The 26372-nt window shown below is 71.8% G+C and carries 21 protein-coding genes; 7 read left to right on the forward strand and 14 right to left on the reverse strand.

Annotated elements, in window-relative coordinates:
• The first annotated feature begins 13 nt into the window (after positions 1-13).
• The 5 genes from OO52_RS29595 (at position 14) to OO52_RS29615 (ending at position 10193) form a co-directional block, all read left to right on the forward strand.
• Complete coding sequence (locus OO52_RS29595; RefSeq protein WP_030656567.1) at positions 14-919, forward strand: sugar ABC transporter permease; 906 nt, start codon at positions 14-16, stop codon at positions 917-919.
• A gap of 152 nt (positions 920-1071) precedes the next feature.
• Entirely contained in the window at positions 1072-2754 is a 1683-nt protein-coding gene (locus tag OO52_RS29600; RefSeq protein WP_030656569.1) for a glycoside hydrolase family 13 protein, read from the forward strand.
• A gap of 177 nt (positions 2755-2931) precedes the next feature.
• Positions 2932-4308, forward strand: a complete 1377-nt coding sequence (locus OO52_RS29605) for an alpha-amylase (protein ID WP_030656571.1) — start codon at positions 2932-2934, stop codon at positions 4306-4308.
• A 90-nt stretch (positions 4309-4398) separates the two neighbouring features.
• Entirely contained in the window at positions 4399-9798 is a 5400-nt protein-coding gene (gene pulA, locus OO52_RS29610; protein ID WP_030656573.1) for a pullulanase-type alpha-1,6-glucosidase, read from the forward strand.
• A gap of 32 nt (positions 9799-9830) precedes the next feature.
• Complete coding sequence (locus tag OO52_RS29615; RefSeq protein WP_030656575.1) at positions 9831-10193, forward strand: 5-carboxymethyl-2-hydroxymuconate Delta-isomerase; 363 nt, start codon at positions 9831-9833, stop codon at positions 10191-10193.
• 1 nt (position 10194) lies between these two features.
• Here OO52_RS29615 and OO52_RS29620 read toward each other — a convergent pair whose 3' ends face one another.
• From OO52_RS29620 to OO52_RS29640, 5 genes are all read right to left on the reverse strand, one after another.
• Positions 10195-10884 (reverse strand): TetR/AcrR family transcriptional regulator, encoded by a 690-nt coding sequence (locus OO52_RS29620; protein WP_106972082.1) that lies wholly within the window; start codon positions 10882-10884, stop codon positions 10195-10197.
• Between the two features lie 36 nt (positions 10885-10920).
• Positions 10921-11982 (reverse strand): PDR/VanB family oxidoreductase, encoded by a 1062-nt coding sequence (locus OO52_RS29625; RefSeq protein WP_030656579.1) that lies wholly within the window; start codon positions 11980-11982, stop codon positions 10921-10923.
• Complete coding sequence (locus OO52_RS29630; protein ID WP_030656581.1) at positions 11979-12857, reverse strand: metal-dependent hydrolase; 879 nt, start codon at positions 12855-12857, stop codon at positions 11979-11981. The genes OO52_RS29625 and OO52_RS29630 overlap by 4 nt, the downstream gene beginning before the upstream one ends.
• A 69-nt stretch (positions 12858-12926) precedes the next feature.
• Entirely contained in the window at positions 12927-14840 is a 1914-nt protein-coding gene (locus OO52_RS29635) for a hypothetical protein (RefSeq protein WP_030656583.1), read from the reverse strand.
• Positions 14841-14889: 49 nt separating this feature from the next.
• Positions 14890-15390 carry a tetratricopeptide repeat protein gene (locus OO52_RS29640; RefSeq protein WP_234317125.1) on the reverse strand — a complete coding sequence of 167 codons (501 nt, stop codon included), beginning with the start codon at positions 15388-15390 and terminating at the stop codon, positions 14890-14892.
• A gap of 114 nt (positions 15391-15504) precedes the next feature.
• On the opposite strand from OO52_RS29640, the gene OO52_RS29645 reads away from it, so the two are divergent.
• Positions 15505-15897, forward strand: coding sequence for a hypothetical protein (locus OO52_RS29645; RefSeq protein WP_030656586.1), 393 nt, complete (start codon positions 15505-15507; stop codon positions 15895-15897).
• Between the two features lie 80 nt (positions 15898-15977).
• On the opposite strand, the gene OO52_RS29650 is transcribed toward OO52_RS29645, so the two are convergent.
• The 7 genes from OO52_RS29650 to OO52_RS29680 form a co-directional block, all read right to left on the reverse strand.
• The gene (locus OO52_RS29650) at positions 15978-17555 is read right to left on the reverse strand and encodes a DUF1996 domain-containing protein (protein WP_030656587.1); all 1578 of its coding nucleotides are present in this window, start codon (positions 17553-17555) and stop codon (positions 15978-15980) included.
• Between the two features lie 136 nt (positions 17556-17691).
• A complete protein-coding gene (locus OO52_RS29655; protein WP_030656588.1) occupies positions 17692-18345 on the reverse strand; it encodes a LuxR C-terminal-related transcriptional regulator in 654 nt (217 codons plus the stop codon).
• Positions 18330-19616, reverse strand: coding sequence for a sensor histidine kinase (locus OO52_RS29660; RefSeq protein WP_030656589.1), 1287 nt, complete (start codon positions 19614-19616; stop codon positions 18330-18332). Before OO52_RS29660 ends, OO52_RS29655 begins: the two co-directional genes overlap by 16 nt.
• A 31-nt stretch (positions 19617-19647) precedes the next feature.
• Positions 19648-20697: an SDR family oxidoreductase gene (locus OO52_RS29665; RefSeq protein WP_030656590.1), complete on the reverse strand. Its 1050-nt coding sequence runs from the start codon at positions 20695-20697 to the stop codon at positions 19648-19650.
• Between the two features lie 780 nt (positions 20698-21477).
• A complete protein-coding gene (locus tag OO52_RS29670) occupies positions 21478-22053 on the reverse strand; it encodes a winged helix-turn-helix domain-containing protein (RefSeq protein ID WP_030656591.1) in 576 nt (191 codons plus the stop codon).
• A gap of 493 nt (positions 22054-22546) precedes the next feature.
• Entirely contained in the window at positions 22547-23578 is a 1032-nt protein-coding gene (glnII, locus tag OO52_RS29675) for a glutamine synthetase (protein ID WP_030656592.1), read from the reverse strand.
• A gap of 206 nt (positions 23579-23784) precedes the next feature.
• Positions 23785-24249 (reverse strand): MarR family winged helix-turn-helix transcriptional regulator, encoded by a 465-nt coding sequence (locus OO52_RS29680; protein ID WP_030656594.1) that lies wholly within the window; start codon positions 24247-24249, stop codon positions 23785-23787.
• 68 nt (positions 24250-24317) lie between these two features.
• Between OO52_RS29680 and OO52_RS29685 the strand changes: the two genes are divergently transcribed.
• Positions 24318-25172: an alpha/beta fold hydrolase gene (locus OO52_RS29685; protein WP_030656596.1), complete on the forward strand. Its 855-nt coding sequence runs from the start codon at positions 24318-24320 to the stop codon at positions 25170-25172.
• Positions 25173-25175: 3 nt separating this feature from the next.
• Here the strand turns inward: OO52_RS29685 and OO52_RS29690 are convergent, their stop codons facing one another.
• Positions 25176-25871: a hypothetical protein gene (locus tag OO52_RS29690; RefSeq protein ID WP_030656597.1), complete on the reverse strand. Its 696-nt coding sequence runs from the start codon at positions 25869-25871 to the stop codon at positions 25176-25178.
• 97 nt (positions 25872-25968) lie between these two features.
• A complete protein-coding gene (locus OO52_RS29695; RefSeq protein ID WP_051818984.1) occupies positions 25969-26370 on the reverse strand; it encodes an ArsC/Spx/MgsR family protein in 402 nt (133 codons plus the stop codon).
• Positions 26371-26372: the final 2 nt, after the last annotated feature.

Here is a 26372-nt window from a genome sequence, read left to right on the forward strand (position 1 = left end):
AGGAGCCGCCGCCATGAGCACCCCGACCCTGGACAAGACCGACACCGCCCCGGCCCCCGCACCCGCGCCCCGGCTCCGCGTGCGCCGGCGCGGCGAGCGCGGCCCGGCCGGCGCCGCCCTGCTGCACGGCGGCCTCGTCGTGGCGAGCCTGATCGCCCTGGCCCCGGTGGCCTGGCTGTTCTACCTGTCCCTCGGCCCGGACAAGGAGGACTACCTCCACCCGGGCGGGATCGCGAGCAAGCTGACCTTCTCGAACTACAGCTTCGTGCTGGAGCACACCGGCTTCCTCGACTGGTTCAAGTCGACGATGATCGTGGCCCTCGGCACGACCCTCATCGGTGTCCTCGTCGCCGCCACCACCGGCTACGCGGTCTCCCGCATGCGCTTCCCCGGCTACAAGCAGCTCATGTGGGTCCTGCTGCTCACCCAGGCCTTCCCGATCGCCGTCCTGATCGTGCCGATGTACGAGATCTTCAGCGAACTCGGCCTCATCGACACCTACTGGGCGCTGATCCTCGTCAACTGCACCACCGCCGTGCCGTACAGCGCCTGGCTGCTCAAGGGATACTTCGACACCATCCCCTTCGAGATCGACGAGGCCGGACGCGTGGACGGACTCAGCCCCTTCGGCACCTTCTTCCGGCTCATCCTGCCGCTGGCCCGCCCGGGCCTGGCCGTGGCCGCGTTCTACAACTTCATCACCGCCGTCGGCGAGGTCGCCTTCGCGACCACCTTCCTGCTGGACGACTCCAAGTACACCTTCGCCGTCGGCCTGCAGACCTTCGTCAGCGAGCACGACGCCCAGTGGAACTACATGGCCGCCACCGCGGTGCTGATCGCGATACCCGTGACCGTGTTCTTCTACCTCGTGCAGAAGAACCTCGTCACCGGTCTCACCGCCGGCGGCACCAAGGGCTGACGCCCGCACCGACCAGGCGGGCCGCGGTGCCTCCCCCAGCTCTCGGCTTCGCTCGACCCGGGGGGACCTCCAGACCCCGCTGTCACCGCGGCCCGCCTCGCCGCCGCACCCCACCGACTGCCCACATGCCCCAGTTACGTATCAAGGACGCCATGAGCCAGCAGCAGCCTGCCGCACCGGCCCGCCACTTTGCCGTCACCGTCGCCGACCGCCGCGACTGGTGGCGGGACGCGGTCATCTACCAGGTCTATCCGCGCAGCTTCGCCGACAGCAACGGCGACGGCATGGGCGACCTGGAGGGCGTACGCTCCCGTCTGCCCTACCTGCGTGACCTCGGCGTCGACGCCGTGTGGCTCAGCCCCTTCTACGCCTCCCCGCAGGCCGACGCCGGCTACGACGTAGCCGACTACCGGGCCGTCGACCCCATGTTCGGCTCCCTGCTGGACGCCGACGCGCTCATCCGCGACGCCCACGAGCTGGGCCTGCGCATCATCGTGGACCTGGTCCCGAACCACTCCTCCGACCAGCACGAGTGGTTCAAGCGCGCCCTCGCCGAGGGGCCCGGCTCGCCGCTCCGCGAGCGCTACCACTTCCGCCCCGGCAAGGGAAAGAACGGCGAACTGCCGCCCAACGACTGGGAGTCCATCTTCGGCGGCCCGGCCTGGACCCGGGTGACCGAGCCGGACGGCACCCCCGGCGAGTGGTACCTGCACCTCTTCGCCCCCGAGCAGCCCGACTTCAACTGGAACCACCCGGCCGTCGGCGACGAGTTCCGCTCCATCCTCCGCTTCTGGCTGGACATGGGCGTGGACGGCTTCCGCATCGACGTCGCCCACGGCCTGGTCAAGGCCGACGGCCTGCCCGACCTCGGCGCCCACGACCAGCTCAAGCTGCTGGGCAACGATGTCATGCCGTTCTTCGACCAGGACGGCGTGCACGAGATCTACCGCCAGTGGCGCAAGATCCTCGACGAGTACGCGGGTGAGCGCATCTTCGTGGCCGAGGCGTGGACCCCGACCGTCGAGCGCACCGCCAACTACGTCCGCCCCGACGAGCTGCACCAGGCCTTCAACTTCCAGTACCTGGGCACGGAGTGGGACGCGGAGGAGCTGCGGACGGTCATCGACCGCACGCTGGAGGCCATGCGCCCGGTCGGCGCCCCCGCCACCTGGGTGCTGTCCAACCACGACGTCACCCGGCACGCGACCCGCTTCGCCAACCCGCCCGGCCTCGGCACCCAGATCCGCACCGCCGGGGACCGGGAGCTGGGCCTGCGCCGGGCCCGCGCGGCCACCCTGCTGATGCTCGCCCTGCCCGGCTCGGCGTACATCTACCAGGGCGAGGAACTGGGCCTCCCGGACGTCGTGGACCTGCCCGACGAGGTGCGCCAGGACCCGGCGTACTTCCGGGGCGCCGGCCAGGACGGCTTCCGCGACGGCTGCCGGGTCCCGATCCCGTGGACCCGTGAGGGCTCCTCCTACGGCTTCGGCACCGGCGGAAGCTGGCTCCCGCAGCCCGCCGACTGGGCCGAGCTGAGCGTGGCGGCGCAGACCGGTGTCCCCGGCTCCACGCTGGAGCTGTACCGGGCCGCGCTGCGCGCGCGCCGCGCCCACCCGGACCTCGGCGCGGGGGAGGCGGTGGAGTGGCTGCGGGCGCCCGAGGGCGTCCTGGCCTTCCGGCGCGGGGAGTTCGTGTGCGTCGCGAACACCACGGGCGAGTCGGTGACGACCCCGTCGTACGGCCGCGTCCTCCTCACCAGCGGTGAGGTGACCGAGGCGGACGGCGAGACGAAGGTGCCCGCCGACACCACGGTCTGGTGGACGACGACGGACTGACAGCCGGACGCGGGGCCCGTCCTGAGGCCCCGTCTGAAAGTTCTGGCATCAAGTTCACAACGGCCCGCTGCGCTTCGGCCAGCGGGCCTTTAACATCTGCGTCACCGCAAGCTTGCTGAAATATTTCAGCAAGCGCCTTCAGCGGTCCAGTTGCCTTCAACGTCGAAGGAACCCCACATGGCACGCAGAACCCTCCCCACGGCGGTCGCCCTCACAGCCGCCGCTCTGGTTGGCATGACCCCGACGGCCGCCGAGGCCTCCCCGCCCGGCACCAAGGACGTCACCGCCGTCCTCTTCGAGTGGAACTACGCCTCGGTGGCCAAGGAGTGCACCACCACCCTCGGCCCCGCCGGCTACGGATACGTCCAGGTCTCCCCGCCCGCCGAGCACATACAGGGGGCGCAGTGGTGGACGTCGTACCAGCCCGTGTCGTACAAGATCGCGGGCCGCCTCGGTGACCGCACGGCGTTCCGGAACATGGTGAACACCTGTCACGCGGCCGGTGTGAAGGTCGTCGTCGACACCGTGATCAACCACATGTCGGCGGGCAGCGGCACCGGCACCGGCGGCTCGTCGTACACGAAGTACGACTACCCGGGCCTGTACTCGGTCTACGACTTCGACGACTGCACCTCCCAGGTGTCGAACTACTCCGACCGCTGGAACGTGCAGCACTGCGAACTCGTCGGCCTCGCCGACCTGGACACCGGCGAGGAGTACGTCCGCAAGACCATCGCCGGGTACATGAACGACCTGCTCGGCCTCGGTGTCGACGGCTTCCGCATCGACGCGGCCAAGCACATACCGGCCGGTGACCTGGCGAACATCAAGAGCCGCCTGACCAACCCGTCCGCATACTGGAAGCAGGAGGTCATCTACGGCGCGGGCGAGGCGGTCCAGCCCTCCGAGTACACCGGCAACGGAGACGTCCAGGAGTTCCGCTACGCCTACGACCTCAAGCGCGTCTTCACCAGCGAGAAGCTGGCCTACCTCAACAACTACGGCGAGGGCTGGGGCTATCTGGGCAGCTCGGTCGCGGGCGTCTTCGTCGACAACCACGACACCGAGCGCAACGGCAGCACGCTGAACTACAAGAGCGGCGCCAACTACACCCTGGCCAACGTCTTCATGCTCGCCTGGCCGTACGGCGCACCGGACGTCAACTCGGGCTACGAGTGGTCGGACGCCGACGCCGGCCCGCCCAACGGCGGCCAGGTGAACGCCTGCTGGCAGGACGGCTGGAAGTGCCAGCACGCCTGGCCGGAGATCAAGTCCATGGTCGCCTTCCGCAACGCGACCCGCGGCCAGGCGGTCACCAACTGGTGGGACAACGGCAACAACGCGATCGCGTTCGGCCGCGGCGGCAAGGGCTACGTGGCGATCAACCACGAGTCCTCGTCCCTGACCCGCACCTACCAGACGTCCCTCCCGGCCGGGACGTACTGCAACGTCCAGAACAACACCCCGGTGACCGTGAACTCCAGCGGACAGTTCACCGCCACCCTCGGCTCGAACACGGCCCTGGCGCTCTACGCCGGCAAGTCGAGCTGCTAGCACCCGCCTGACGGAGAGTGAAACCTCTTACGGGAGGTTTCACGCCCCTTGCTGCAAACCCTCAGCCACCCTCGCAAGGAGTCATCCCCTGTGATACCGAGATGGCCGGCGCCCCGCAGGCGCCGCACCCCGTACCGCGGACGGGCCGCGGCCGTCACCGCCACAGCACTCGCCGCCGCGCTGCTCCAGCCACTGGCCGCCCACGCGGCCACCCCGCCCGCGCCCCCCTCGGACGCGAAGCTCGCCGCCGTACCGGCCCGGCACGACGACACCCGCGAGCAGTTCTACTTCGTCATGCCGGACCGCTTCGCCAACGGGGACACCTCCAACGACAGGGGCGGCCTGACCGGCTCCCGCCTGTCCACCGGGTACGACCCCACCGACAAGGGCTTCTACCAGGGCGGCGACCTCAAGGGCCTGACGAAGCGGCTGGACTACATCAAGGGGCTCGGCACCACGGCCATCTGGCTGGCGCCGATCTTCAAGAACCGCCCGGTGCAGGGCACCGGCAGCAACGCCTCGGCCGGCTACCACGGTTACTGGATCACCGACTTCACCCAGGTCGACCCGCACTTCGGCACCAACGACGACCTCAAGTCCCTCATCTCCAAGGCCCACGCCAAGGGAATGAAGGTCTTCTTCGACGTCATCACCAACCACACCGCCGACGTCGTGGACTACGAGCAGAAGTCCTACGACTACCTCTCCAAGGGCGCCTTCCCCTACCTGACGAAGGACGGCAAGCCCTTCGACGACGCCGACTACGCCGACGGCAGCCGGAAGTTCCCGGCCGTCTCCGGCGCCTCCTTCCCGTACACCCCGAGGGTCACGAGCGGGAGCAAGGTCCCGGCCTGGCTCAACGACCCGACGATGTACCACAACCGGGGCGACTCGACGTACGCCGGCGAGTCCACCACCTACGGCGACTTCTCCGGCCTGGACGACCTGTGGACCGAGCGTCCCGAGGTCGTCCACGGCATGGAGAGGATCTACGAGCGGTGGGTGCGGGACTTCGCCGTCGACGGCTTCCGCATCGACACCGTCAAGCACGTGAACATGGAGTTCTGGACCCAGTGGGCCACCGCGCTGGACCGGTACGCCGCCGAGCGCGGGCGGAAGAACTTCTTCATGTTCGGCGAGGTCTACTCCGCCGACACCGCCGTCACCTCCCCGTACGTCACCCAGGGCCGCCTGGACGCCACCCTCGACTTCCCCTTCCAGGACGCGGCCCGCGCCTACGCCTCCCAGGGCGGCAGCGCGCGGAAGCTCACGAGCGTCTTCGGTGACGACTACAAGTACACGACCGACAAGGCCAACGCCTACGAACAGGTCACCTTCCTCGGCAACCACGACATGGGCCGCATCGGGTACTTCCTGAAGCAGGACAACCCGAAGGCGACCGACGCCGAGATCCTGAAGAAGGACGGGCTCGCCAACGAGCTGATGTTCCTCAGCCGGGGCAACCCGGTCGTCTACTACGGCGACGAGCAGGGCTTCACCGGCTCCGGCGGCGACAAGGACGCCCGCCAGACCATGTTCGCCTCCAAGGTCGCCGACTACCTGGACGACGACGAGATCGGCACCGACCGCACCCACGCGAGCGCCGCCTACGACACCAAGGCCCCGCTGTACCGGCGGATCGCCGCGCTCGCGGGGCTCCGCAAGGCCAATCCGGCCCTGACCGACGGAGTGCAGACCGAGCGGTACGCGGCCGACGGGCCCGGTGTCTACGCCTTCACGCGCACCGACGCCCGGACGGGCAAGGAGTACGTCGTCGCCTTCAACAACGCCGGCTCCGAGAAGACGGCGACCTTCGCGACCGGGTCCGCGGACATGTCGTACCGGGGCATCCACGGCGCCACCGGCACCGTGAGGACGGACGGCGACAAGAAGCTCACCGTCACCGTCCCGGCCGGTTCCGCCGTCGTCTACGCGGCGACCGGGAAGCTCGCCGCCCCCGCCGACAAGCCGTCCCTCACCCTGAAGGCCCCCGCACCCGGCGCCACCGGCACTGTGGAGCTGAGCGCGGACGTCACCGGCGGACAGCTCGACCGCGTCGTCTTCGCCGCCCAGGTCGGCAACGGCACGTGGAAGACGCTCGGCTCCGCCGACCACGCCCCCTACAAGGTCACCCAGACCCTCGCCAGGGACGTGCCCGCCGGCACCGCCCTGCGCTACAAGGCCGTCGTCATCGACTCGGCCGGGCGCACCGCGAGCGCCACGGCGAGCAGCACCACCGGCACCCCGCCCGCGCCCGAGGTCCCCACGGCCTCCTCCCGGGACTACGCCATCGTCCACTACAAGCGCACGGACGGGGACTACGCCGACTGGGGCCTGTACGCCTGGGGCGACCTCGCCGACGGCGAGGCCACGAACTGGCCGGCCAGCCACCCCTTCGTGGGCCGGGACGCCTACGGCGCCTTCGCCTACGTCAAGCTCAAGCCCGGCGCCTCGAACGTCGGCTTCCTGGTCATCGACAAGGGCGGCGACAAGGACGTCTCCGCCGACCGGTCCATCGACGTCACCAGGACGGGTGAGGTCTGGATCGAGCAGGGCAAGGCCGAGGTACGGACCGAACGGCCCGACTATCCCGCCCAGGACAAGGCCAAGGCGGTCCTGCACTACCACCGCGCCGACGGGAACTACGACGGCTGGGGCCTGCACGTCTGGACGGGCGCCGCGCACCCCACCGACTGGTCGGACCCGCTGGAGCCGGTGAAGACTGATGCCTATGGCGCGGTCTTCGAGGTGCCGCTCACCGAGGGTGCCACCAGCCTCAGCTACATCATCCACAAGGGCGACGAGAAGGATCTCCCGGCCGACCAGTCCCTGGACCTCAAGGCAGCCGGCAACGAGGTGTGGCTGTTGAACGGCCAGGAGCAGTACCTGCTGCCCCAGCCGGCCGGCAGTGCCGCCGCGCTGGACCCGACCACCGCCAAGGCGGTCTGGATCGACCGGAACACCCTCGCCTGGAACGGCGTCGACGGCGCCGCCTCCACCCAGCTGCTGTACTCCCGGGACGGCTCGATCACCGTCGAGGACGGGACGCTGACCAGTGACGACGAGCGCTGGATCCGGCTGGAGAAGACGGCGCTGACCGACGCGCAGAAGGCGAAGTTCCCGCACCTGAAGGACTACACCGCCTGGTCCGTCGACCCGCGTGACCGGGACCGGGTCCGTGCGGCGGTCAAGGGCCAGCTCGTGGCCTCGCAGCGCGCCGCCAACGGTGCCGTGCTGGCCGCGACCGGCGTGCAGATCGCCGGTGTGCTGGACGACCTCTACCCCGGTGCCACCAAGGCGAAGCTCGGCCCGGTCTTCCACGACGGCCGGCCCACGCTCTCCGTCTGGGCGCCGACGGCCCAGTCCGTGCGGCTGGACCTGGACGGCAGGACCGTGCCGATGCACCGGAACGACACCACCGGCGTCTGGTCCGTCACCGGCCCCGCCTCCTGGAAGGGCAAGCCCTACCGGTACGTCGTCAAGGTGTGGGCGCCCAGCGTCCGCAAGCTGGTCACCAACAAGGTCACCGACCCGTACTCGGTCGCGCTCACCGCGAACTCCGAGCGCAGCCTCGTCGTGGACCTGAACGACCCGTCCCTCGCCCCGGCCGGCTGGTCGGCGCTGCGCAAGCCCAAGGCCGTACCGCTGAAGGACGCGCAGATCCAGGAGCTGCACATCCGGGACTTCTCCGTCGAGGACCGCACCGCGAAGCACCCGGGCACCTACCTGGCCTTCACCGACAAGGACAGCGACGGCTCCAGGCACCTGCGGGCGCTGGCCGGGGCCGGGACGTCGTACGTGCACCTGCTGCCCGCGTTCGACATCGCCACCATCCCCGAGCGGAAGGCCGACCAGGCGAGGCCGGACTGCGACCTGGCCTCCTACCCGGCCGACTCCGACCGGCAGCAGGAGTGCGTGGCGAAGACCGCCGCCAAGGACGCCTACAACTGGGGTTACGACCCGTACCACTACACGGTCCCCGAGGGCTCGTACGCCACCGACCCGGACGGCACGGCCCGTACCGTCCAGTTCCGCGAGATGGTGCAGGCGCTCAACCAGGACGGGCTCAGGGTCGTCATGGACGTCGTCTACAACCACACGGCGGCCGCCGGTCAGGCGGACACCAGCGTCCTGGACAGGATCGTTCCCGGCTACTACCAGCGGCTCCTCGCCGACGGCTCGGTGGCCAACAGCACCTGCTGCGCCAACACCGCGCCGGAGAACGCGATGATGGGCAAGCTGGTGGTGGACTCGATCGTCACCTGGGCCAGGCAGTACAAGGTCGACGGGTTCCGCTTCGACCTCATGGGCCACCACCCGAAGGCCAACATCCTGGCCGTCCGCAAGGCCCTGGACGCGCTGACCCCACAGAAGGACGGCGTCGACGGCAAGAAGATCATCCTGTACGGGGAGGGCTGGAACTTCGGCGAGGTCGCGAACGACGCCCGGTTCGTGCAGGCCACGCAGGCGAACATGGCCGGCACCGGCATCGCCACCTTCTCCGACCGCGCCCGTGACGCGGTGCGCGGCGGCGGCCCCTTCGACGAGGACCCCGGCGTCCAGGGCTTCGCGTCCGGGCTCTACACCGACCCCAACGCGTCCACGGCCAACGGCACGACGCAGGAGCAGAAGGCACGCCTGCTGCACTACCAGGACCTGATCAAGGTCGGCCTGACCGGCAACCTGGCCGGGTACCGGTTCACGGACACCGACGGCAAGGAGGTGACCGGCGCCGGGGTCGACTACAACGGCGCGCCCGCCGGGTACGCGGACGCCCCCGGCGACGCCCTCGCCTATGTGGACGCGCACGACAACGAGTCCCTGTTCGACGCGCTGACCTACAAGCTGCCGAAGGACACCTCCGCGTCCGACCGGGCCCGGATGCAGGTCCTCGCGATGGCCACGGCCGCCCTCTCCCAGGGCCCGGCGCTCTCCCAGGCGGGTACCGACCTGCTGCGCTCGAAGTCCCTGGACCGCAACTCCTTCGACAGCGGCGACTGGTTCAACGCCATCCACTGGAACTGCGCCGACGGCAACGGCTTCGGCCGCGGGCTGCCCCCGGCCGCCGACAACCAGTCCAAGTGGGACCACGCCAAGCCGCTGCTGAGCGCGGTGAAGGTCGGCTGCGAGCAGATCACCGGCGCCTCGGCCGCCTACCGGGACCTGCTGAGGATCCGCACGACCGAGGGGGCGTTCTCGCTCGGTACGGCCGCGCGGGTGCAGGAGCAACTGTCGTTCCCGCTCTCCGGGAAGGACGAGACGCCGGGCGTGATCACCATGCGCCTCGGTGACCTGGTCGTCGTCTTCAACGCCACCCCGCAGCGGCAGGAGCAGAAGATCGGCGCCCTCGCCGGGACGCCGTACCGGCTGCACCCGGTGCAGGCGGCGGGCGCCGACGAGGTGGTGAAGACCGCCGCCTACGCGGCCGGCTCGGGCACGTTCACCGTGCCCGCGCGGACCGTCGCGGTGTTCACCCGCGCGGGGAACTAGGGTGAGGCCGTTGCCGTAGAACAGGAGTGCGCATGCCGCAGATCACCATCGACTACTCCGACACCATGGAGAACGCCTTCGACCGTGCGGGTTTCGCCCGGGCGCTGCACGAGGCGACCGTGGAGATCGCGGCGGCGAAGCCGGAGGCCTGCAAGACGCAGTTCCGGCCGAGCGCGTACACGGTGTTCGGGTACGAGGACCCCGAGGCGCGCGGGCACGCCGTCGTGCACGTGACGATCGGGCTCCTCGCCGGACGCGGTGACGAGACGAAGGCGAAGCTGACGGAGACGGTGCTGGAGCTGCTCCGCGAGCACGTGGCGGACGCGGCGTTCACCCTGCACGCCTCCGTCGAGATCCGCGACCTCGACCCGTCGTACCGGAAGTTCGACCGGTAGGTCAGGGCGCCAGGGACAGCAGCCGGCCGACCAGCTCCGCGAAGGGGCCGTCGGCCGGCTCGCCCTTCACCATCGTGCGGAGCAGGACGGCCAGGTCCTCGTCGTAGGCGGCGCTGACGGCGGCCAGCGCGGCGAAGTCGTGCACGAGCTGCCTCTCCAGCTCGGCGCGCGGGATGCGCCGGCCGTCCAGCCAGATCAGGGCCGTGGACTCGGCGAGCGAGATCCAGGAGCGGACGACCAGCTCCAGGCGCGGAGAGGCTTCGGCCACGCCCAGATGCGACAGGATCTGGTCGTACGCGGCCTGCCGGACGGAGTCGACGAGCGCGTTGGTCGTCGTGGAGCCGACGGCCGGGCCGCCGCGCATCAGGGCCGAGAAACCGGGGCCGTGCTCGTCCACGAAGTCGAAGAAGCGGCCCATCACCCGCAGCAGCCGGGCGCCCAGCGGGCCCTCGTGCGGCTCGGCGAAACGGCTCGCGAGATCCGCCGACGCACGCTTCAACGCGGCCTCGTACAGGCTGAGTTTGCCCGGGAAGTAGTGGTAGACGAGTGGCCGTGAGATGCCCGCCGCCGAAGCTATCTCGTCGATGGAGACCTCGTCGGGCGAGCGTCGGCTGAACAGGTCGAGGGCGACGCCGATCAGCTGCTGCCGTCGCTCCTCGACACCCATCCTGCGGCGAACCCCGGTACTCATACGAACACTTTACCGATCGGTTCCGGCCGCCCGTGATCACATGTCGAGCACCAGGCGATCACTCCGTGCCCGTGAGACACAGATCAGCATCGCGTCGCGCCGTTCCGCGTCGGTCAGCAGCTCGTCCCGGTGGTCGATCTCCCCCTCCAGCACCCGCTGCCGGCAGGTCCCGCAGAACCCCTGCTCGCAGGAGTAGACGGTGTCCGGCAGCTCCCGGCGTACGGCGGCCAGCACGGTGGAGTCGGCGGGAACCGTCACCGTCCGCCCCGAACGGCGCAGTTCGAGCGTTAACTCGCCGTCGCCGTCGCCGTCGCCGTCGCCGTCGCCGTCGCCGTCGCCGCCGACGCCGGCGCGGGGTGCGAACCGTTCGAGCCGGACGTCCGGAAAGCGTTCCGCGACGGCCGCCATGAGCCCCTCGGGGCCGCAGCAGTAGACGGCGGTCCCGTCGCCCACCTCCAGCGCGTCGAGGTCGGGCCGCCCCTCCACGACGGTAACCCGGCCGCCGCCCAGCTTCTCGACCTCCTCCAGGAACGGCATCGAGGCCCGCTCGTGTCCCGCGTAGAGCAGCCGCCAGTCGGCGCTGTCCGGGAGCGCCCGCAGCATCGGCAGCAGCGGGGTGATCCCGATCCCGCCGGCGACGAAGACGTACGACCCCGCCTCGACCAGCGGGAAGCGGTTCCGCGGCCCCCGCACCTGGAGCTCCATGCCCTCCGTCACCTGCTCGTGCACCTCGCGCGAGCCGCCCCGCCCGTCCTCCACCAGCCGGGCCGCGACGGTGTACGAGGAGGTGTCCTCGGGATCGCCGCACAGCGAGTACTGCCGGACGAGCCCCGAGGGCAGGACGAGGTCGATGTGCGCGCCGGGCTCCCAGCGCGGCAAGTCCCGGCCCGCGAGCCGGAGTCGGACGACCCCGTCGGCCACCGTCTCGTGCGAGGTGACCAGCAGCCGCAGGGCCCGCGGGCGCGGCCGGCCCGACGTGGGCTCCTCCAGGGCGGGCAGCGGCCACAGCGGCGAGACCCGGACGCGGCGGCGCAGCGCCCCCCGGGTGAGCAGGGCGGCGCCCGCGACGAGCGCGACGGTGAGCGGCCTCGGCGTCACGCGGCCCTCTTCTCCGCCGCCGTGGCCGCGGGCGAGGCGGCCAGGTAGGCGACGGCCTGCTCGGTGTCGCCCTCCTGCGAAGGGTGGTAACCGCGGCTCAGATAGCGGGGGACGGACCTGAGTATGTCCCCGGTCGCGGGCAGCAGGCCCCGCCTGCCACGGACGTGGAAGTCCCTGAACGTGGCCCTGCCGTCGACGAGGGTCGGGTCGTTCTCCATGAAGAAGCGGGTCCCGCGCTGCCACAGGAACACCAACGCGGTGAAGGCGGTGGCCCAGGTCCGTACCCGCCGGCGGTAACCGCCGTCGACGTGCGTGAACAGCTCGAAGGCGACCGAGCGGTGCTCGACCTCCTCCGCGCCGTGCCAGCGCAGCAGGTCCAGCATGGTCGGGTCGGCACCGCGCCGGTCCAGTTCCTCCGCGTTGAGCACCCAGTTCCCCAGGAACGCCGTGTAGTGCTCGATGGCCGCGATGAGAGCGACCCGCTCCATCAGCCACCACCTGCGCGGCCTGCCCGGCGGCAGGGTCCGGTCGCCGAGCAGCTTCTCGAAGAACCAGTCGACCTGCGCGGTGTACGGCGTCGGATCCAGCCCCAGCTCGCGCAGGTGCGGCAGCACCTCGTCGTGGGCCTGGGAGTGCACGGCCTCCTGCCCGATGAACCCGATGACGTCCTCGCGGAGCCGGTCGTCGCGGATCAGCGGCAGCACCTGCTTGTACACGTGCACGAACCAGCGCTCACCGGCCGGCAGCAGCAGGTGCAGCACATTGATGGTGTGCGTGGTGAAGGGATCACCCGGCACCCAGTGCAGCGGCGTGCCGTCCCAGGAGAAGGACACCTTGCGTGCCTTGAGCGGCACCCGGGGCTGCTTGTTGGACATGGCGTCAATGTACTGACGGGTAGGGCCGCTGAGAAGCCTTGCGCGCCACCTTGTTGACACTCGTGTCAGCTAGTGCAGTCCGCTGATCTCCCGCCCGTCCGCCAGGGTGCCCTTCAGATCGGCCCGCGCCCCCTGCTTCGCCTTCGCCGCCAGCAGCCGTCCCTGCCCGGACGCCGTGACCCCGCCCGTCGCGGAGACCGACGACGTCCCCTCGCTGCCCGCCGCCAGCAGGTACCAGCTCCCCGCCGCCGACTTCCACAGCACCCCGGCCAGCACATGCGGATCACGCGGCCCGCAGGCCGGCACATCCGTGGCCTTGGCGACGACCGCCCCGGCCGCCCCGCCCGGCGTGCGGAACTGGGCCAGCGCGGCCGTGCCGTCGCCGCGCCAGGTCTCCGCCCGGGTGCACACCCACGCGCCGGACCCACTGCCGTCGGGCAGCGGCTGCTCGGCGTACGCCCACGCGTTCACGCTCCGGATGCCCGACGAGCGCTCGGCCGCCAGGGAGCAGGCGAACGGCGCCCAGGTGCGCAGTCCCCACGCCCCGGACGCCTCCCCGGCCGCGCCGGGCCGCCCGGCCGTGAGGTGGGCCGGGACCAATTCGCCGAGGTCGGTGGTGAGCCGGGTGCCGGAGGCGTCGGTGAGCTGGAGCACGGTCCACGAGGTGCAGCCGCCGGTCCGCACGGCGGGGCTGGCCAGCGGCGCGGTGACGCCGTCGGCGAGGACGAGCGGTGTCGCGGCCGCGTCCGGCTTCGTCAGGTCCCGCTGCGCCGCCTTCGTCACCCACGGGGCGGTCAGGTAACGGACGTTGCCGTCGGAGCGGCCCAGCACCAGCGCGCTCGCCCCGGCGCCCGTCGCGCCGTCGACCCGGGCGAAGTCCAGCGCCGCGCCCTGCGTGCCGTTCCCCGGCTCGGCGTAGCGGGCGATGCGCAGGCCGTCGTAGAGGATCACCACCCGGGCGGCGTCGACCTCGCCCGCGTACAGGAGCTGGGGCGGGCCGGCCGGGCCGCCGGTCTGGGTGCCGGGGGTCGCCGAGACGCGGACCCTGTCCCCGGGGCGGGCCCAGACGGCGAGGGCGCGGCGCAGCAGGGCCTTGTCGCCGGTGAGCGGGCCGCGCGCGGGCCACACCGAGAAGTCGGTCCGGGCCGAGGTCCGCCAGGCGGTGGGGGCGGCCCGGGTCACCTTGCCGGGGTCGAGGGCGGCCTCGGCGGCCGGGTTCTCGGCGTACGAGGGCGCGGCGGCGCCGTCGGGGCCCCAGCCGTCGCCCGGCAGGGCGACCAGCGCGCCGCACACCGCGAGCGCCGCCGCGGCGGCGAGGGCGGCCTTGGTGTGCTGGCGGCGGCGCATCAGATCGGTGGGCCGGGCCTGCAGCGAGCACGGGTCGAACTCGGGGGAGGAGAGCAGCCCCGGCTGCATGGGCACGCTGTTCGCCGAGGCCAGCGCGCCGCCCGGGTCGGTCACCCCGGTGGCGTCGAGCAGGTCGCGGATGTCCGGGTCGGGCAGCTTCTCCAGGCCGCGCAGCACGTAGGCGGCGCGGGCCGGGCCGGACAGCGCGGACAGCCGCTGGTCCAGGGCGAGTTCGTCGGCGCCGCCGGAGCGCGGGAACAGCCTGAGACCCCAGACCTGGGGGAGCAGCGGCGGGATGAGCCGGGGCAGGCCCTTGCGGGGACGGGCCGTCTCCAGGGCCGTGCGCAGGACCCGCTCGCGCAGGTAGGCGTACCCGGGGTCGCCCTCCCGGCCGGCGGCCTGGGCCGGGATCACGGACGGCTGCTTGCGGCCCCGGGGCAGGGCGCGCTGGACGAGGGCGTGTGCGGTCAGGACCCGGCGGCTGCGGCCGAGGCCCGGCGGCAGCACCAGGTAGGCGAGCCGGACCAGCCGGGGGTAGTGCTCGACGAGCGCGGCCTCGGCCTGCTCGACGTCGACCGGGCCGGCGCTCCCGGCGGGGGATGGTGCGTGACGCTGGGATACATCCTGTGACTGCACGTCCGGGAGAACGAGCGAGCCGGCGGTTGGTCACCGCCGGACGAGTGATTCACACCCGGGGTTCGACCAGGGCCCGCGCGTAGTTCGCCATCGACCGCTGGTAGCGCGGCAGATGCGGGGCGAGCGCGCCGAGCACCAGGGACAGGCCCTCGCGGTCGCGGCCGAGACTGGACAGGCACAGGGCGAGACAGGCCCGCACCGCGTCGTCCAACTCGTCCGACGGCGCGTCCAGTTCGGGGGTGAGGAGCTCGACGCCCGCCTGCGCCTGCCCGATGTTGCGCAGCGAACTCGACAGCTGGATCTTCGCCCGACGGCCCTTGTACCCGTCGAGTCCGCGGGCCAGCGCCTCCCGGTACAGCGGCACCGCCTTGTCGGAGTGCCCGGTGGAGTCCCAGGCGCAGGCCTGCTCGAAGGGACCGAGCGGGCTGTCGTCCGGCAGTTCGGCGACGAGGGTGTCGATCAGCGCGCGGAACTCGTGCGCGCGCTCCTCCGGATACTCGTCGAAGGACGCCCAGGCGGCGGTCACGCGGTCTTCCCAGTTCTGGTTCACCGCGTCACCTTCGCACAGCCGTGCGCCCCCGGTCACCGGATTTGAGCGCAGCGCGCGCGGGAGCCGTATCCGAAGGCGCTGGGGCATGCTTGGCACACCGGACCGGAGGAACAGATGAGGTTGACAGGACTGCTGCTCGGCGCGGCGGCCGTACTGACGCTGGCGGGCTGCGGCTCGGGCGGGAAGACGGAGTCCGTGCCGCCCACCGCGACCGGCAGCCTGGAGCATCTGGCCGCCGAGGTGAAGTGCGAGCCGAACATGCAGACCGACGCGGACGAGATCCGCCAGGCCATCTGCCGTACCGGGGAGGGCAGATTCATCCTCGCCACCTTCGCCACCGACCGCGGCCAGCGCGAGTGGATCAACGACGCCAAGGACTACGGCGGTCACTACCTGGTCGGCCGCAAGTGGGTCGCCGTCGGCGACGACGGGGTGGTCAAGGCGCTGCGCGGCACGCTCGGCGGCGACCTGGAGGACGGCGCCGACCACCACGCGCACGGCGGCTGACGAGCGCGCCCGGGCACGACGAAGGCCGGTGACGGGAGGGGGGTTCGTCACCGGCCTTCTGTCCTGCGCCCGTTACGGGATCACGAGCAGTTCTGACCGCGGTTGACGCAGTTGGCGATCTTGTTGGCCAGACCGTTCTTCGTGACGCTGATGAAGTCGTCGTGGTCCGTGGCCGCCTTGTGGAGCTGCTCCGGGAACCCGTCCACCGCGTAGGCGTTCTTCACCTGGCCGTTCTGGACGGTCGGCGGCGTGATGTTGTACACCAGGCGCATCGTCAGCTGCGGGATCGCCTTGAAGCCGTTCTGGCAGTTGCCGCTCGCGTCGGCGAACGCGACGTGCGTGCGGTGGTTGGCGCTGTCGACGTTCTGGCCGTCCCAGCAGCTCTGGAAGGCGAACGTGCGCACCACCTTGCTGCCCTGCGGACAGATCGGGTACTGCGTGGTGAGCTGGACCTTGTTCTCGAAGCCGGTGCAGCTCCAGTGCGCGTTGGCGTTGGCCAGACCGTTGGTGGTGGTCTTGGCGTCACCGGTGATGATCCGCAGGAACTGCGGCATGGCCACGACCTTGCTCCGCGGGCTGCCCACGTACTTGATCTGCGCCTGCACCGGGGTCAGGATGCGGCCGACGTTGCCTTCCTTGCCACCGCCGTCGGCGTTCTGGTCGAAGTCCTGGGTGCCGTCCTGGACGCGGACCACCGGCCAGTAGTACGACGACAGGTCGTTCTGGTTCTGGCAGCTCGTGGCGGCCTGGAGGAACGTCTGGTTGCTGGAGAAGGCGTTGACCTTCTGGTTGCCGACGTAGTCGTGCAGGTGGTGGGCGCCGTTGGCCACACCGGGCGCGACGATCACGTTGTCGGTGTTGTGGTTCTTGTTGGCGTTCACACCGCAGCGCGTGGTGAACGTGCCGGTCGAGGCGTTGCGGCCGGCGCGCGGCTTGGCCTTGACGTTCGCCTGGACCTTGGTGATGTCCACGAAGTCGGCCGCGACCGGGCCGTTGCCGGCCTGCCCGCCGATGTTGCCCTGCTGGCCGTTCTGCCCCTGCTGCTGGCCGCCCTGCTGCTGGCCGCCGTTCTGCTGCTGACCGCCGTTCTGCTGCTGGCCACCTTGCTGCTGGCCGCCCTGCTGCTGACCACCCTGTTGCTGGCCGCCGTTCTGCTGCTGGCCGCCGGCGGTGGTCTGGTTGGCGTTCTGCGTCGTGCAGGTGGCGAGGGTGTCCAGGCTGCTGGGAGCGGTGCCGCCGACGCGGGTGATCTCCAGCTTGATCCGGTCGAGGATCACCTTCCGCCGGTCCTGGAGCGGCTGCAGGATGGAGTTCTGCACGAAACTCGCGTCCCTGGCCTGCGCGTCCCGCGTGGTCGCCAGCCGCTGGTAGGCGTCGGTGATCTGGCGGTCGAGGTTGGCCAGTTCCCCGGCGACCTCGGTACGGGCCTGCGCCGGCACGTTGGTGAGCTTCTGGCCCACGTCCGGGCAGGAGATGGTCGCGACCTGCGCCGTCGCGGCCTTCGTCTGGTTGCCTCCCCACGACTGGTTGTCCGACTCGTGAGCCGAGGCGTAGAAGTTCGCCCAGATCAGCCCGCCCCCACCGAGCGCTAGGGCCGCCGATGCGGCTATGGCCTTGGTGGCCAGCGGCGTACGGCGTTTTCGTGTGTTGCGTCCCATGGAACTCCTCTGACTTCCTTGCGGGGCAGCATCGAGGCGCCCGACAGGAGTGAAGCGGCGCCCCTACATACGGGCGCCGTCCCAGAGGTGTTCACCGGTCCCGCAAATTCCTCACGGCAACAAGGGAGTTGGCAGGTCACCGGTCCTGGTCCAGATGGGCGAGGACCGCCAGGACGCGCCGGTTGTCGTCGTCCGACACCTCGAGTCCGAGCTTGGCGAAGATGTTGGAGGTGTGCTTGGCGACCGCCCGTTCCGTCACCACGAGCTGCGCCGCGATGCCGGCGTTGGAGCGGCCCTGCGCCATCAGCTCCAGCACCTCCCGCTCACGCGGGGTGAGACGGCCGAGCGGCGTCTCGCCGGCCGACCGCCGGGACAGCAACTGCTGGATCACCTGCGGGTCCATGGCCGTACCGCCGGCCGCCACCCGCCGTACGGCGTCGATGAACTGCTCCGCGTCGAACACCCGGTCCTTCAGCAGGTAGCCGATCCCACCGTTGCCGTCCGCGAGCAGCTCGCGCGCGTAAAGCTGCTCCACGTGCTGGGAGAGGACCAGCACCGGCAGACCCGGCCGCGCCCGCCGCGCCGCGAGCGCGCACTGCAGGCCCTCGTCGGTGTGCGTCGGCGGCAGGCGTACGTCGACCACCGCGACGTCGGGCTGCAACTCCGCGAGCGCCCGGGCGAGTTCCGGTCCGGACTCCACGGCCGCCGCGATCTCGAAGCCGAACGCCTCCAGCATCCGCACCAGCCCGTCGCGCAGCAGGAAGAGGTCTTCGGCTAGGACAACACGCACGGGATCTCCAGGGTCACCATGGTGGGACCGCCGGCGGGGCTGCTGACGGCCAGGACGCCGTCGAATGTACCGAGCCGGCGTTCGATCCCGGCCAGTCCCGAGCCCGCCCCGACCACCGCCCCGCCCCGGCCGTTGTCGGTGACGGTGACCCGCAGCCGGCCGTCGGTGTGGTGCACGTCGACCCAGATCCGGTCGGCGCCGGAGTGCTTGACCGCGTTGGTGAGCACCTCGTTGACCGCGAAGTAGGCCGCCGACTCGACCGGCGCGTCCGCACGGCCGGGCAGCTCCACCGTGACCTCCGTGGCCGGCGGCAGCCGCAGCGCCAGCGCCCGTACGGCGTCGCCCAGCCCGCGTTCGGCTAGGACCGGCGGATGGATGCCGCGCACCAGGTCGCGCAGCTCCTCCAGGGCCTCGGCGGAGTTCCGGCGGGCCTGCGCGATCAGCCTCTTCGCCTGCGCCGGGTCCCGCTCGACCAGCATCTCGATCGTGCCGAGGTCCATGCCCATGGCGACCAGCCGGGCCTGTGCCCCGTCGTGCAGGTCCCGTTCGATGCGGCGCAGTTCGGCGGCCGAGGTGTCGACCGCGTCCCGCCGGGTCTCGGTCAGCACCTGGACCCGCTCGGCGAGTTCCCCCTGGCTGCCCTCGAGCACGGCCCGGGTGAGCCGGAAGTGGGCGGTGAGCAGCCGCGGGGTGAAGCGGTAGGCGACGACGAGGAGCACGGCTCCCAGAGCGCCTGCCGCGAGGGCCGTCGCCTGTCCGCCGACCGGGACGAAGGCGTACCAGTACGGCCCGTAACTCCCGTACGGGCCGCCGGTCATGGTCCGCCACAGCCCCGCCGCCAGCGCGAAGCCCTCGAAGGGGTAGAACACCAGCAGGGCCGGCGCCAGCGCGGTGACGAAGCCCGCGGTCATGTCGACGGGCAGCCAGAGCACGTCCCGCCGTACCTGCGGGTCCTGGAGCAGTGCGACCGTGCGCGTCCAGGGGCCGGCGCTCTCCGGGAGCGGCCGGTACACCGCCGGGATCCGGATCCCGCACCACTGAGCCGCGAGCCTCCTGCGGGTGTCCGCCAGCGCCCGGACGCCGGTGAGGATCGCGGGGGTGGTGAAGAGGCCGACGCCGAGCGGTATCAGCGCGACGGAGACGAGGGTCAGGACGAGGAACGCCACACCGCACGGGAGCATGACGACGGCCAGCACCAGCCCCTGCACGGCGGTCAGCAGCACCTCCCTGGCCCGGGCGCGGAAGGCGGCTCTGTCTTTGTCGGTGTTCATGCCGTCAGTCTTGCCGACGGCCGCGGGCGGGTCAGTCGTCCGAGGGCCCCTCTTCGGGGGTGGTGCCAGGTACACCCCCGGCCCGCGCCAGCAGCTTCGCCTCCACCTCCGGGTCCAGGCCCTTGCGGGTCCGGTCCGGACGCTGGGGCGCGCTGCCGCCGATCTCCGTCAGCCACCGCCAGGTGTCCGCGACGGTCTCGCCCACCGGCCGGCACCGCAGTCCCGTCGCGACCGCCCGCGACACGTCCGCGCCGTGCACGGCGTCGTACATCTCGCCGCCCGGCGGCACCCACACCGGCAGCTCGGTCCACGGCTCGATCCCGGCCTCCAGGATCGGCTCCGGGTCCGTCCAGCGCAGTTCCGCGTCCGCGCCGGTGACCCGCAGGCACGCCTGGAGCAGCTCGCCCATGGTGGTGTGGCCGGGCGGACCGACCAGGTTGTACGGCCCGGACAGCCCGCGCTCCAGGGCGCCGAGCAGCCAGTCGGCGAGGTCGCGTACGTCGACGTACTGCACCGGCAGTTCGCGCGGGCCGGGGGCCAGGACCGGCCCGCCGCGGGCGATCCGGGTCAGCCACCAGGGCAGCCGGCCGACGTTCTCGTACGGGCCGAGGATCAGCCCGGCCCGGACCAGCAGCGAGTCCGCCGTGCCGAAGGCACCGACGGCTGCCAGCTCGCCGCCGCGCTTGTCGCGCGCGTAGTCCGTCGCCTCGGCGTCCGCGGCGGCGCCCTCGACCAGCGGGGCGTCCTCCGCGCTGCCGCGCGGCCAGGGCCAGGCGTACACCGACCGGCTGGAGACGTACGCGTACCGTCCGGCCCGGCCGCGTAGCAGCCGGGCCGCCTCGTGCACGGCGCGCGGAGCGGCCGACCAGGTGTCGACCACGGCGTCCCAGCCCTCGCCGCCGTCCGCCGCGAGGGTGGCGAGACCGTCTGGCGCGGTGCGGTCGCCGTGCAGCGACCGCACCCCGGCCGGGGGTGCGTGCCGTCCCCGGTGGAAGACGGTCACCTCCCAGCCGCGTCCGAGTGCGGCCTCCACCACGGCCCGTCCCACGAACTCCGTCCCGCCCAGCACAAGAAGTCTCATGCCGGGATCGTGCCCGGTCCGGGGCCGCGGCGGCGCGGGGCTCTGCCGAGGGCAGAACGGCCGGCGAGGAGGGCGCGTCGCCGCGGGGACACCGGAGCCGGGGGCCCACCAGGGGCTTCCGCCGGGATTGGGCGATTGGCGGAGCCGGGGCTTGCGCTGGGGTCGTGGGGTTGTTGGGGGCCGGGGCTCTCGCCGGGATTGGGTGATTGGCGGTGTCGGGGGTTCCGCTGGGGTCGTGGGGTGATTGGGGGCCGGGGCTTCCGCTGGGATTGAGGGATCGGCGGAGCTCGGGATTCCGCCGGGCCCGAGCGGTGGTTGGAGGCCGGGGCTCCCGCCGGGATTGAGGGATCGGCGGAACTCGGGATTCCGCCAGGCTCGTGCGGTGATTGGCGGCCGGGCCCGCCGGGACCGAGCGATCGGCGGAGCCCGGGGCCCCGCCGGGCTCGTGCGGTGATTGGGGGCCGGGGCTTCCGCCGGGATTGAGGGATCGGCGGAGCCCGGGGTCCCGCCGGGCTCGTGCGGCGATTGACGGCCGGGCCCGCCGGGATTGAGCCATTGGTGGTGCCGGGGATTCTGCTGGGGTCGTGGGGTTGTTGGAGCCCGGGGTCCCACCGGGCCCGAGCGGTGGTTGGCGGCCGGGGGCCCCGCCGGGACCGAGCGATCGGCGGGGCCCGAATTCCACTGGGGCCGTGTAGTCGTTGGAGGCCGGGGGCCCGGCGGGGCCGGAGTGGGCGGCGGGGCCCAGGGCCCGGCGGCCGGGCCCTGGCGGTGGTGGGGCGGTCAGCGGGTGGTCGGCGGGGTGTACTTGTAGCCCACCCGGCGCACCGTCTGGATCGCCTGGCGGTGCTCGGCGCCCAGCTTGCGGCGCAGCCGGGCGATGTGGACGTCGACGGTGCGGCCGTCGCCGACGTGGCCGTAGCCCCACACCGTGCTGACCAGCTGGTCGCGGGTGTGCACCCGGTGCGGGTGCGCCACCAGGTGGGCCAGCAGCTCGAACTCCAGGTAGGTCAGGTCGAGTTCACGGCCGTCGACGCTGGCGGTGCGGCGCACGGCGTCGATCCGCACCAGCGCGTCCGTGCCGGGGTCCGCCTCGGCCTCCTGCTGCTCCGGGACCGCGACCGGCAGGAACGGGGGCCGCTGGTCGGCGGGGACCAGCACGAGGTAGCCGACCATCGGAGGCCGGCCCGGCAGTGTGGGCAGGGTGTGCTGCGGCGCGGGCAGCCAGGTGGCGCCGGGCGGCAGGAAGTCCGCGACGTCCACCACCTCGTCCCGGTCGACGGCGCGCAGCCGGTGCCGGGTGCCGTTCGCGGCGGGGGCGGTCAGGGCGGCGGTGGAGAGGGAACGGGAGGTCGCCATGAGAGGTCAGCTCTTTCGCGCGAGGAGTTCGTCGGAAGGTGCGGCGGCCGCGATTCGTGGTCGGGCGCGCCGGAGGACGTACGTCGTTCCGCGCTGGCCGAAGGCCGGGGTGTACGGCTTTAGAGGGCCCGCGCGTTCCTCGCGCGGCAACACACACGGTCGAAGTCGTGGTGCTGACGGGAAGGCCAGAACGGCTCGAGGTCGTGGCGACCCGTCGCGGTGATCTGTTGGAAGCCGGCCATGGGCCCATTGAAGCAGAGGCGTGCGCCGGGCAGGAGCCTGCTCTCACTGCTTGGACGCTTCCTTGGCGAGAAATTGACGTCGCGTCCACCGTGAACCTCGGCTTTCCGCCCTGGTCAGCGAGTTGCCGCGGCCCGTGGGTGGCCGGATCGCCGTCTCACTCCTCGGACAGCGGCGGGGTGCGGAGGGGGCACAACGCGCGCGAGGGGCGTCCGCCGTGACGGCGGACGCCCCTCCGAGGCGGCGGGACGGATCAGACCTGGCCGGCCTTCTCCAGCGCGGCGCAGCAGGTGTCCACCAGCAGGCGGGTCACCACGTACGGGTCGACGTTGGCGTTCGGGCGGCGGTCCTCGATGTAGCCCTTGCCGTCCTTCTCGACCTGCCACGGGATGCGGACCGAGGCGCCGCGGTCGGAGACGCCGTAGGAGAACTTGTCCCACGGCGCGGTCTCGTGCAGACCCGTCAACCGCTCGTCGATGCCGGCGCCGTAGCTCTTCACGTGGTCCAGGGGCTTCGAGCCCTCGCCGAGCGACTCGCACGCGGTGATGATGGCGTCGTAGCCCTCGCGCATGGCCTTGGTGGAGAAGTTGGTGTGCGCGCCCGCGCCGTTCCAGTCGCCCTTGACCGGCTTCGGGTCCAGGGTCGCGGAGATGCCGAAGTCCTCGGCGGTGCGGTACAGCAGCCAGCGGGCCACCCAGAGCTGGTCGGAGACCTCCAGCGGGGCGAGCGGGCCGACCTGGAACTCCCACTGGCCCGGCATGACCTCGGCGTTGATGCCGGAGATGCCGAGACCGGCCTTCAGGCAGTTCTCCAGGTGGGCCTCGACGATCTCCCGGCCGAAGATCTCGTCGGCGCCGACACCGCAGTAGTAGCCGCCCTGCGGGGCCGGGAAGCCGCCCTCCGGGAAGCCCAGCGGGCGGGAGCCGTCGAAGAAGGTGTACTCCTGCTCGATGCCGAAGATCGGCTCCTGGGCGGCGAACCGCTCGGCGACCTCGGCCAGCGCGGCGCGGGTGTTGGACGGGTGCGGCTGCATGTCGGTGTCGAGCACCTCGCACAGCACCAGCACGTCGTCGCCGCCGCGGATCGGGTCCGGGCAGGTGAAGACCGGCTTGAGCACGCAGTCCGAGGAGTGGCCCTCGGCCTGGTTGGTGGAGGAGCCGTCGAAGCCCCAGATCGGCAGCGCGTCGAGACCGGCCGGGGCACCCGTGATGATCTTCGTCTTGGAACGCAGCTTGGCCGTCGGCGCGGTGCCGTCGATCCAGATGTACTCAGCCTTGAAGGTCACGGGGCCACTTCCTTCGGGGGTGGGTCGGGCTCACTCGTCGTCGCGAGTGGTGCGGCGCTGCGGCACCGGTGCGCCGCTCGATCTGCCGGGCAGCCTGTCAACAGGCCATTTCCCGGTCATTGCTCCTCTGTGAACCCCGTGTTACCTGGTGATTCTGTGCTCCGGCTCACGTGGTGAGACCGCGCCGGGTGAGGTAAGGGGGCCGTTCACCCCGCTTCGGCGGTGGCCTCCCGTACGCCGGTGAGGAAGTCCCGGATCGCCGCCCGCTGGTGGTCGTCGTAACCGCGCAGCAGCTCCACCGACCGCCCGATCAGCGGCCCGAAGAAGGCCCAGCCGAGCTCCACCGCGCGGTCCTCCACCTCGATGACGACCCTGCGCCGGTCCCGCTCCCCGCGCGCCCGCCGCACCAGCCCAGCCCGCTCCATCCTGTCGACGAGCGCCGTCGTACCGGCCGAATTGAGCCCGAGCGCGGCGCCGAGACGCCCGGCGCTCATCTCCTCGCCCGCGCGCCGCGCGTCCATGAGCGCGATCAGGGCGCGCACGTCCGTGGGGTGCATGCCGTTGCGGTGCGCGAACCGGGCGCTGTGCAGGCCGAGTTCGACGGTGGCGGCACGCAGCAGGTGGACGATCTCCAGCTCGGGCCCCGGGGCGGGGCCGGACGGGGTGGACACGCGGAGCCTCCCGGCTATCATCTCGCTCGGCGAATATCTTGCTGAGCGAGATGATAGGGGGAGGCGCCATGACCGGACACGACCGTGCGGCGTACCGGGTTGCGTACGACGAGGTCCTGGCGAAATGGCCGGCCGACCGCGAGGCGCTGACGGTCGCCACGCCCTTCGGCGAGGCCCACGTCACCGTCTGCGGCCCGCGTGACGCGCCGCCGCTGCTCCTTTTGCCGGGCGGCGGCGGAGCGACCTCCGCCTCCTGGTACGCGCAGGCCGCCGACCTCGCCCGGATCCGCCGGGTGCACGCCGTGGACCTGCCCGGCGCGCCCGGGCTGAGCCGGGCCGGCGACCGCCACCCCCGTACGGTCGCCGACCTGGCTGACTGGCTGGACGCCGTCCTGGACGGCCTCGGCGTCACCGTGACCGACGTCGGCGGCCACTCCTACGGCGGCTGGATCGCCCTGCACCACGCGCTGCGCGCGCCCGCCCGGGTGCGCCGTCTGTTCCTCCTGGACCCGACCCAGTGCTTCGCCGGGTTCAAGACGGCGTACCTGCTGCACGCGCTGCCGATGCTGCTGCGGCCCGCGCCCCGCCGGATCCGCGCCTTCCTGGAGTGGGAGACCGGGGGAGCGGTGCTGGACCCCGACTGGCTGGCGCTCCAGGAGGCCGCCGCCGGCTTCCCGGCCGCCAAGCCGGTGACCGGCCCCCGCCCGGCGCCGGACGCGCTGCGCGGCCTCGGGGTGCCGGTCCTGCTGCTCGTGGCCGCGAACAGCAGGACCCACGACCCGCATCAGGTGGTGGCGCGGGCCGGCGCGCTGCTGCCGCGCGTGGAGACGGCCGTCCTGCCGGACGTCTCCCACCACGCGCTGCCGCAGTCGGCACCGCCGGCCCTGATCCGTCACCTCACCGGTTTCCTGTCGGCTCCCTGAGCCTCACCCCACCTTCTCGATCACCGCGCGCCGGATGAGGAACTTGCCCGGTTCCCGGACCTGTTCGAAGGCGGCGTTGTTGAGCAGGACGCAACTGCCGGAGACGGACGTCACCTTCACCGTGGTGGACTTGTCGTTGTCCAGGTTGGTGACCTTCAGGGTCGTCCCCGCCGGGAACTGGTTGCTGGACGCGGCCGGGGCGCCGCCTTCGCCGGAGAGCGTCACGGTGGAGCCCTTGCACACCTGCTCACCGGCCGCCTGCTGACCGCCGCCCTGCTGGGCGCCACCGGCCTGCTGACCGCCGCCCTGCTGGCCGCCCTGCTGCTGGCCCGCGCCCTGCCCGGCGTCGCCGCCCTGCGCCGCCTGGGAGCCCTGAGCCGACTCCCCAACGGTGCAACCGGACGCCTTCTGCTGGACCTTGATCTGCTCGATGACCGCCTGGCGGTTGGCGATCCGGGCCGCCGACTGCGCGTCCGGTTTCGCCTTCTGGTCCGCGATGAACCGCTCGTTGTTGCCGAGGGCCGTGGCCAGCCCCTGGCAGACCGTCGAATCCCCGGCGGACAGCGTCTTGGCGTTCGGCGGGCTCTGCGCGGCGTTGGAGGTGGACGCCAGGGCGAAGGCCCCGCCGCCCGCCACCGCCGCGGCACTGACGAGCAGCGCGAGCTTCTTCTTCGTACCGAGAGTTCTCCTGCGCGACATGCGCGCCTCCTGAAGAGGTAGGGGAGCGTACGCCGCTATGTACGAGATACCGAACGAGGTTACTCAGCGGTTACAGGAGTCAGTGAAGTGACCTGCGTCACGCAGGAGTTGACCCGTCCTCAGTCGCTCGATCCTTGCCGCTGTGGGAGAGGGCCTCCCGCACGGCCTCCTCGCTGCGGGCCACCAGCGCCGTACCGTCGTCCGCGGTGATGATCGGGCGCTGGATCAGCTTGGGGTGCTCGGTGAGCGCCGTGATCCACCGGTCCCGCGCGCTCGCGTCGCGCGGCCACTCCTTGAGCCCCAGTTCCCTGGCGACCGGCTCCTGGGTGCGGGTGATGTCCCACGGTTCCAGGTGCAGCCGGTCGAGCACGGCCCTGATCTCCTCGGCGCTCGGCACGTCCTCCAGGTAGCGCCGGACGGTGTACTCGGCCCCCTCGGCGTCGAGCAGGCTGATCGCGCTGCGGCACTTGGAACAGGCGGGATTGATCCAGATCTCCATGC

Origin of the sequence: Streptomyces flaveolus, assembly GCF_000716535.1 — a bacterium.
In the GTDB taxonomy this organism is placed as follows: domain Bacteria; phylum Actinomycetota; class Actinomycetes; order Streptomycetales; family Streptomycetaceae; genus Streptomyces; species Streptomyces flaveolus_A.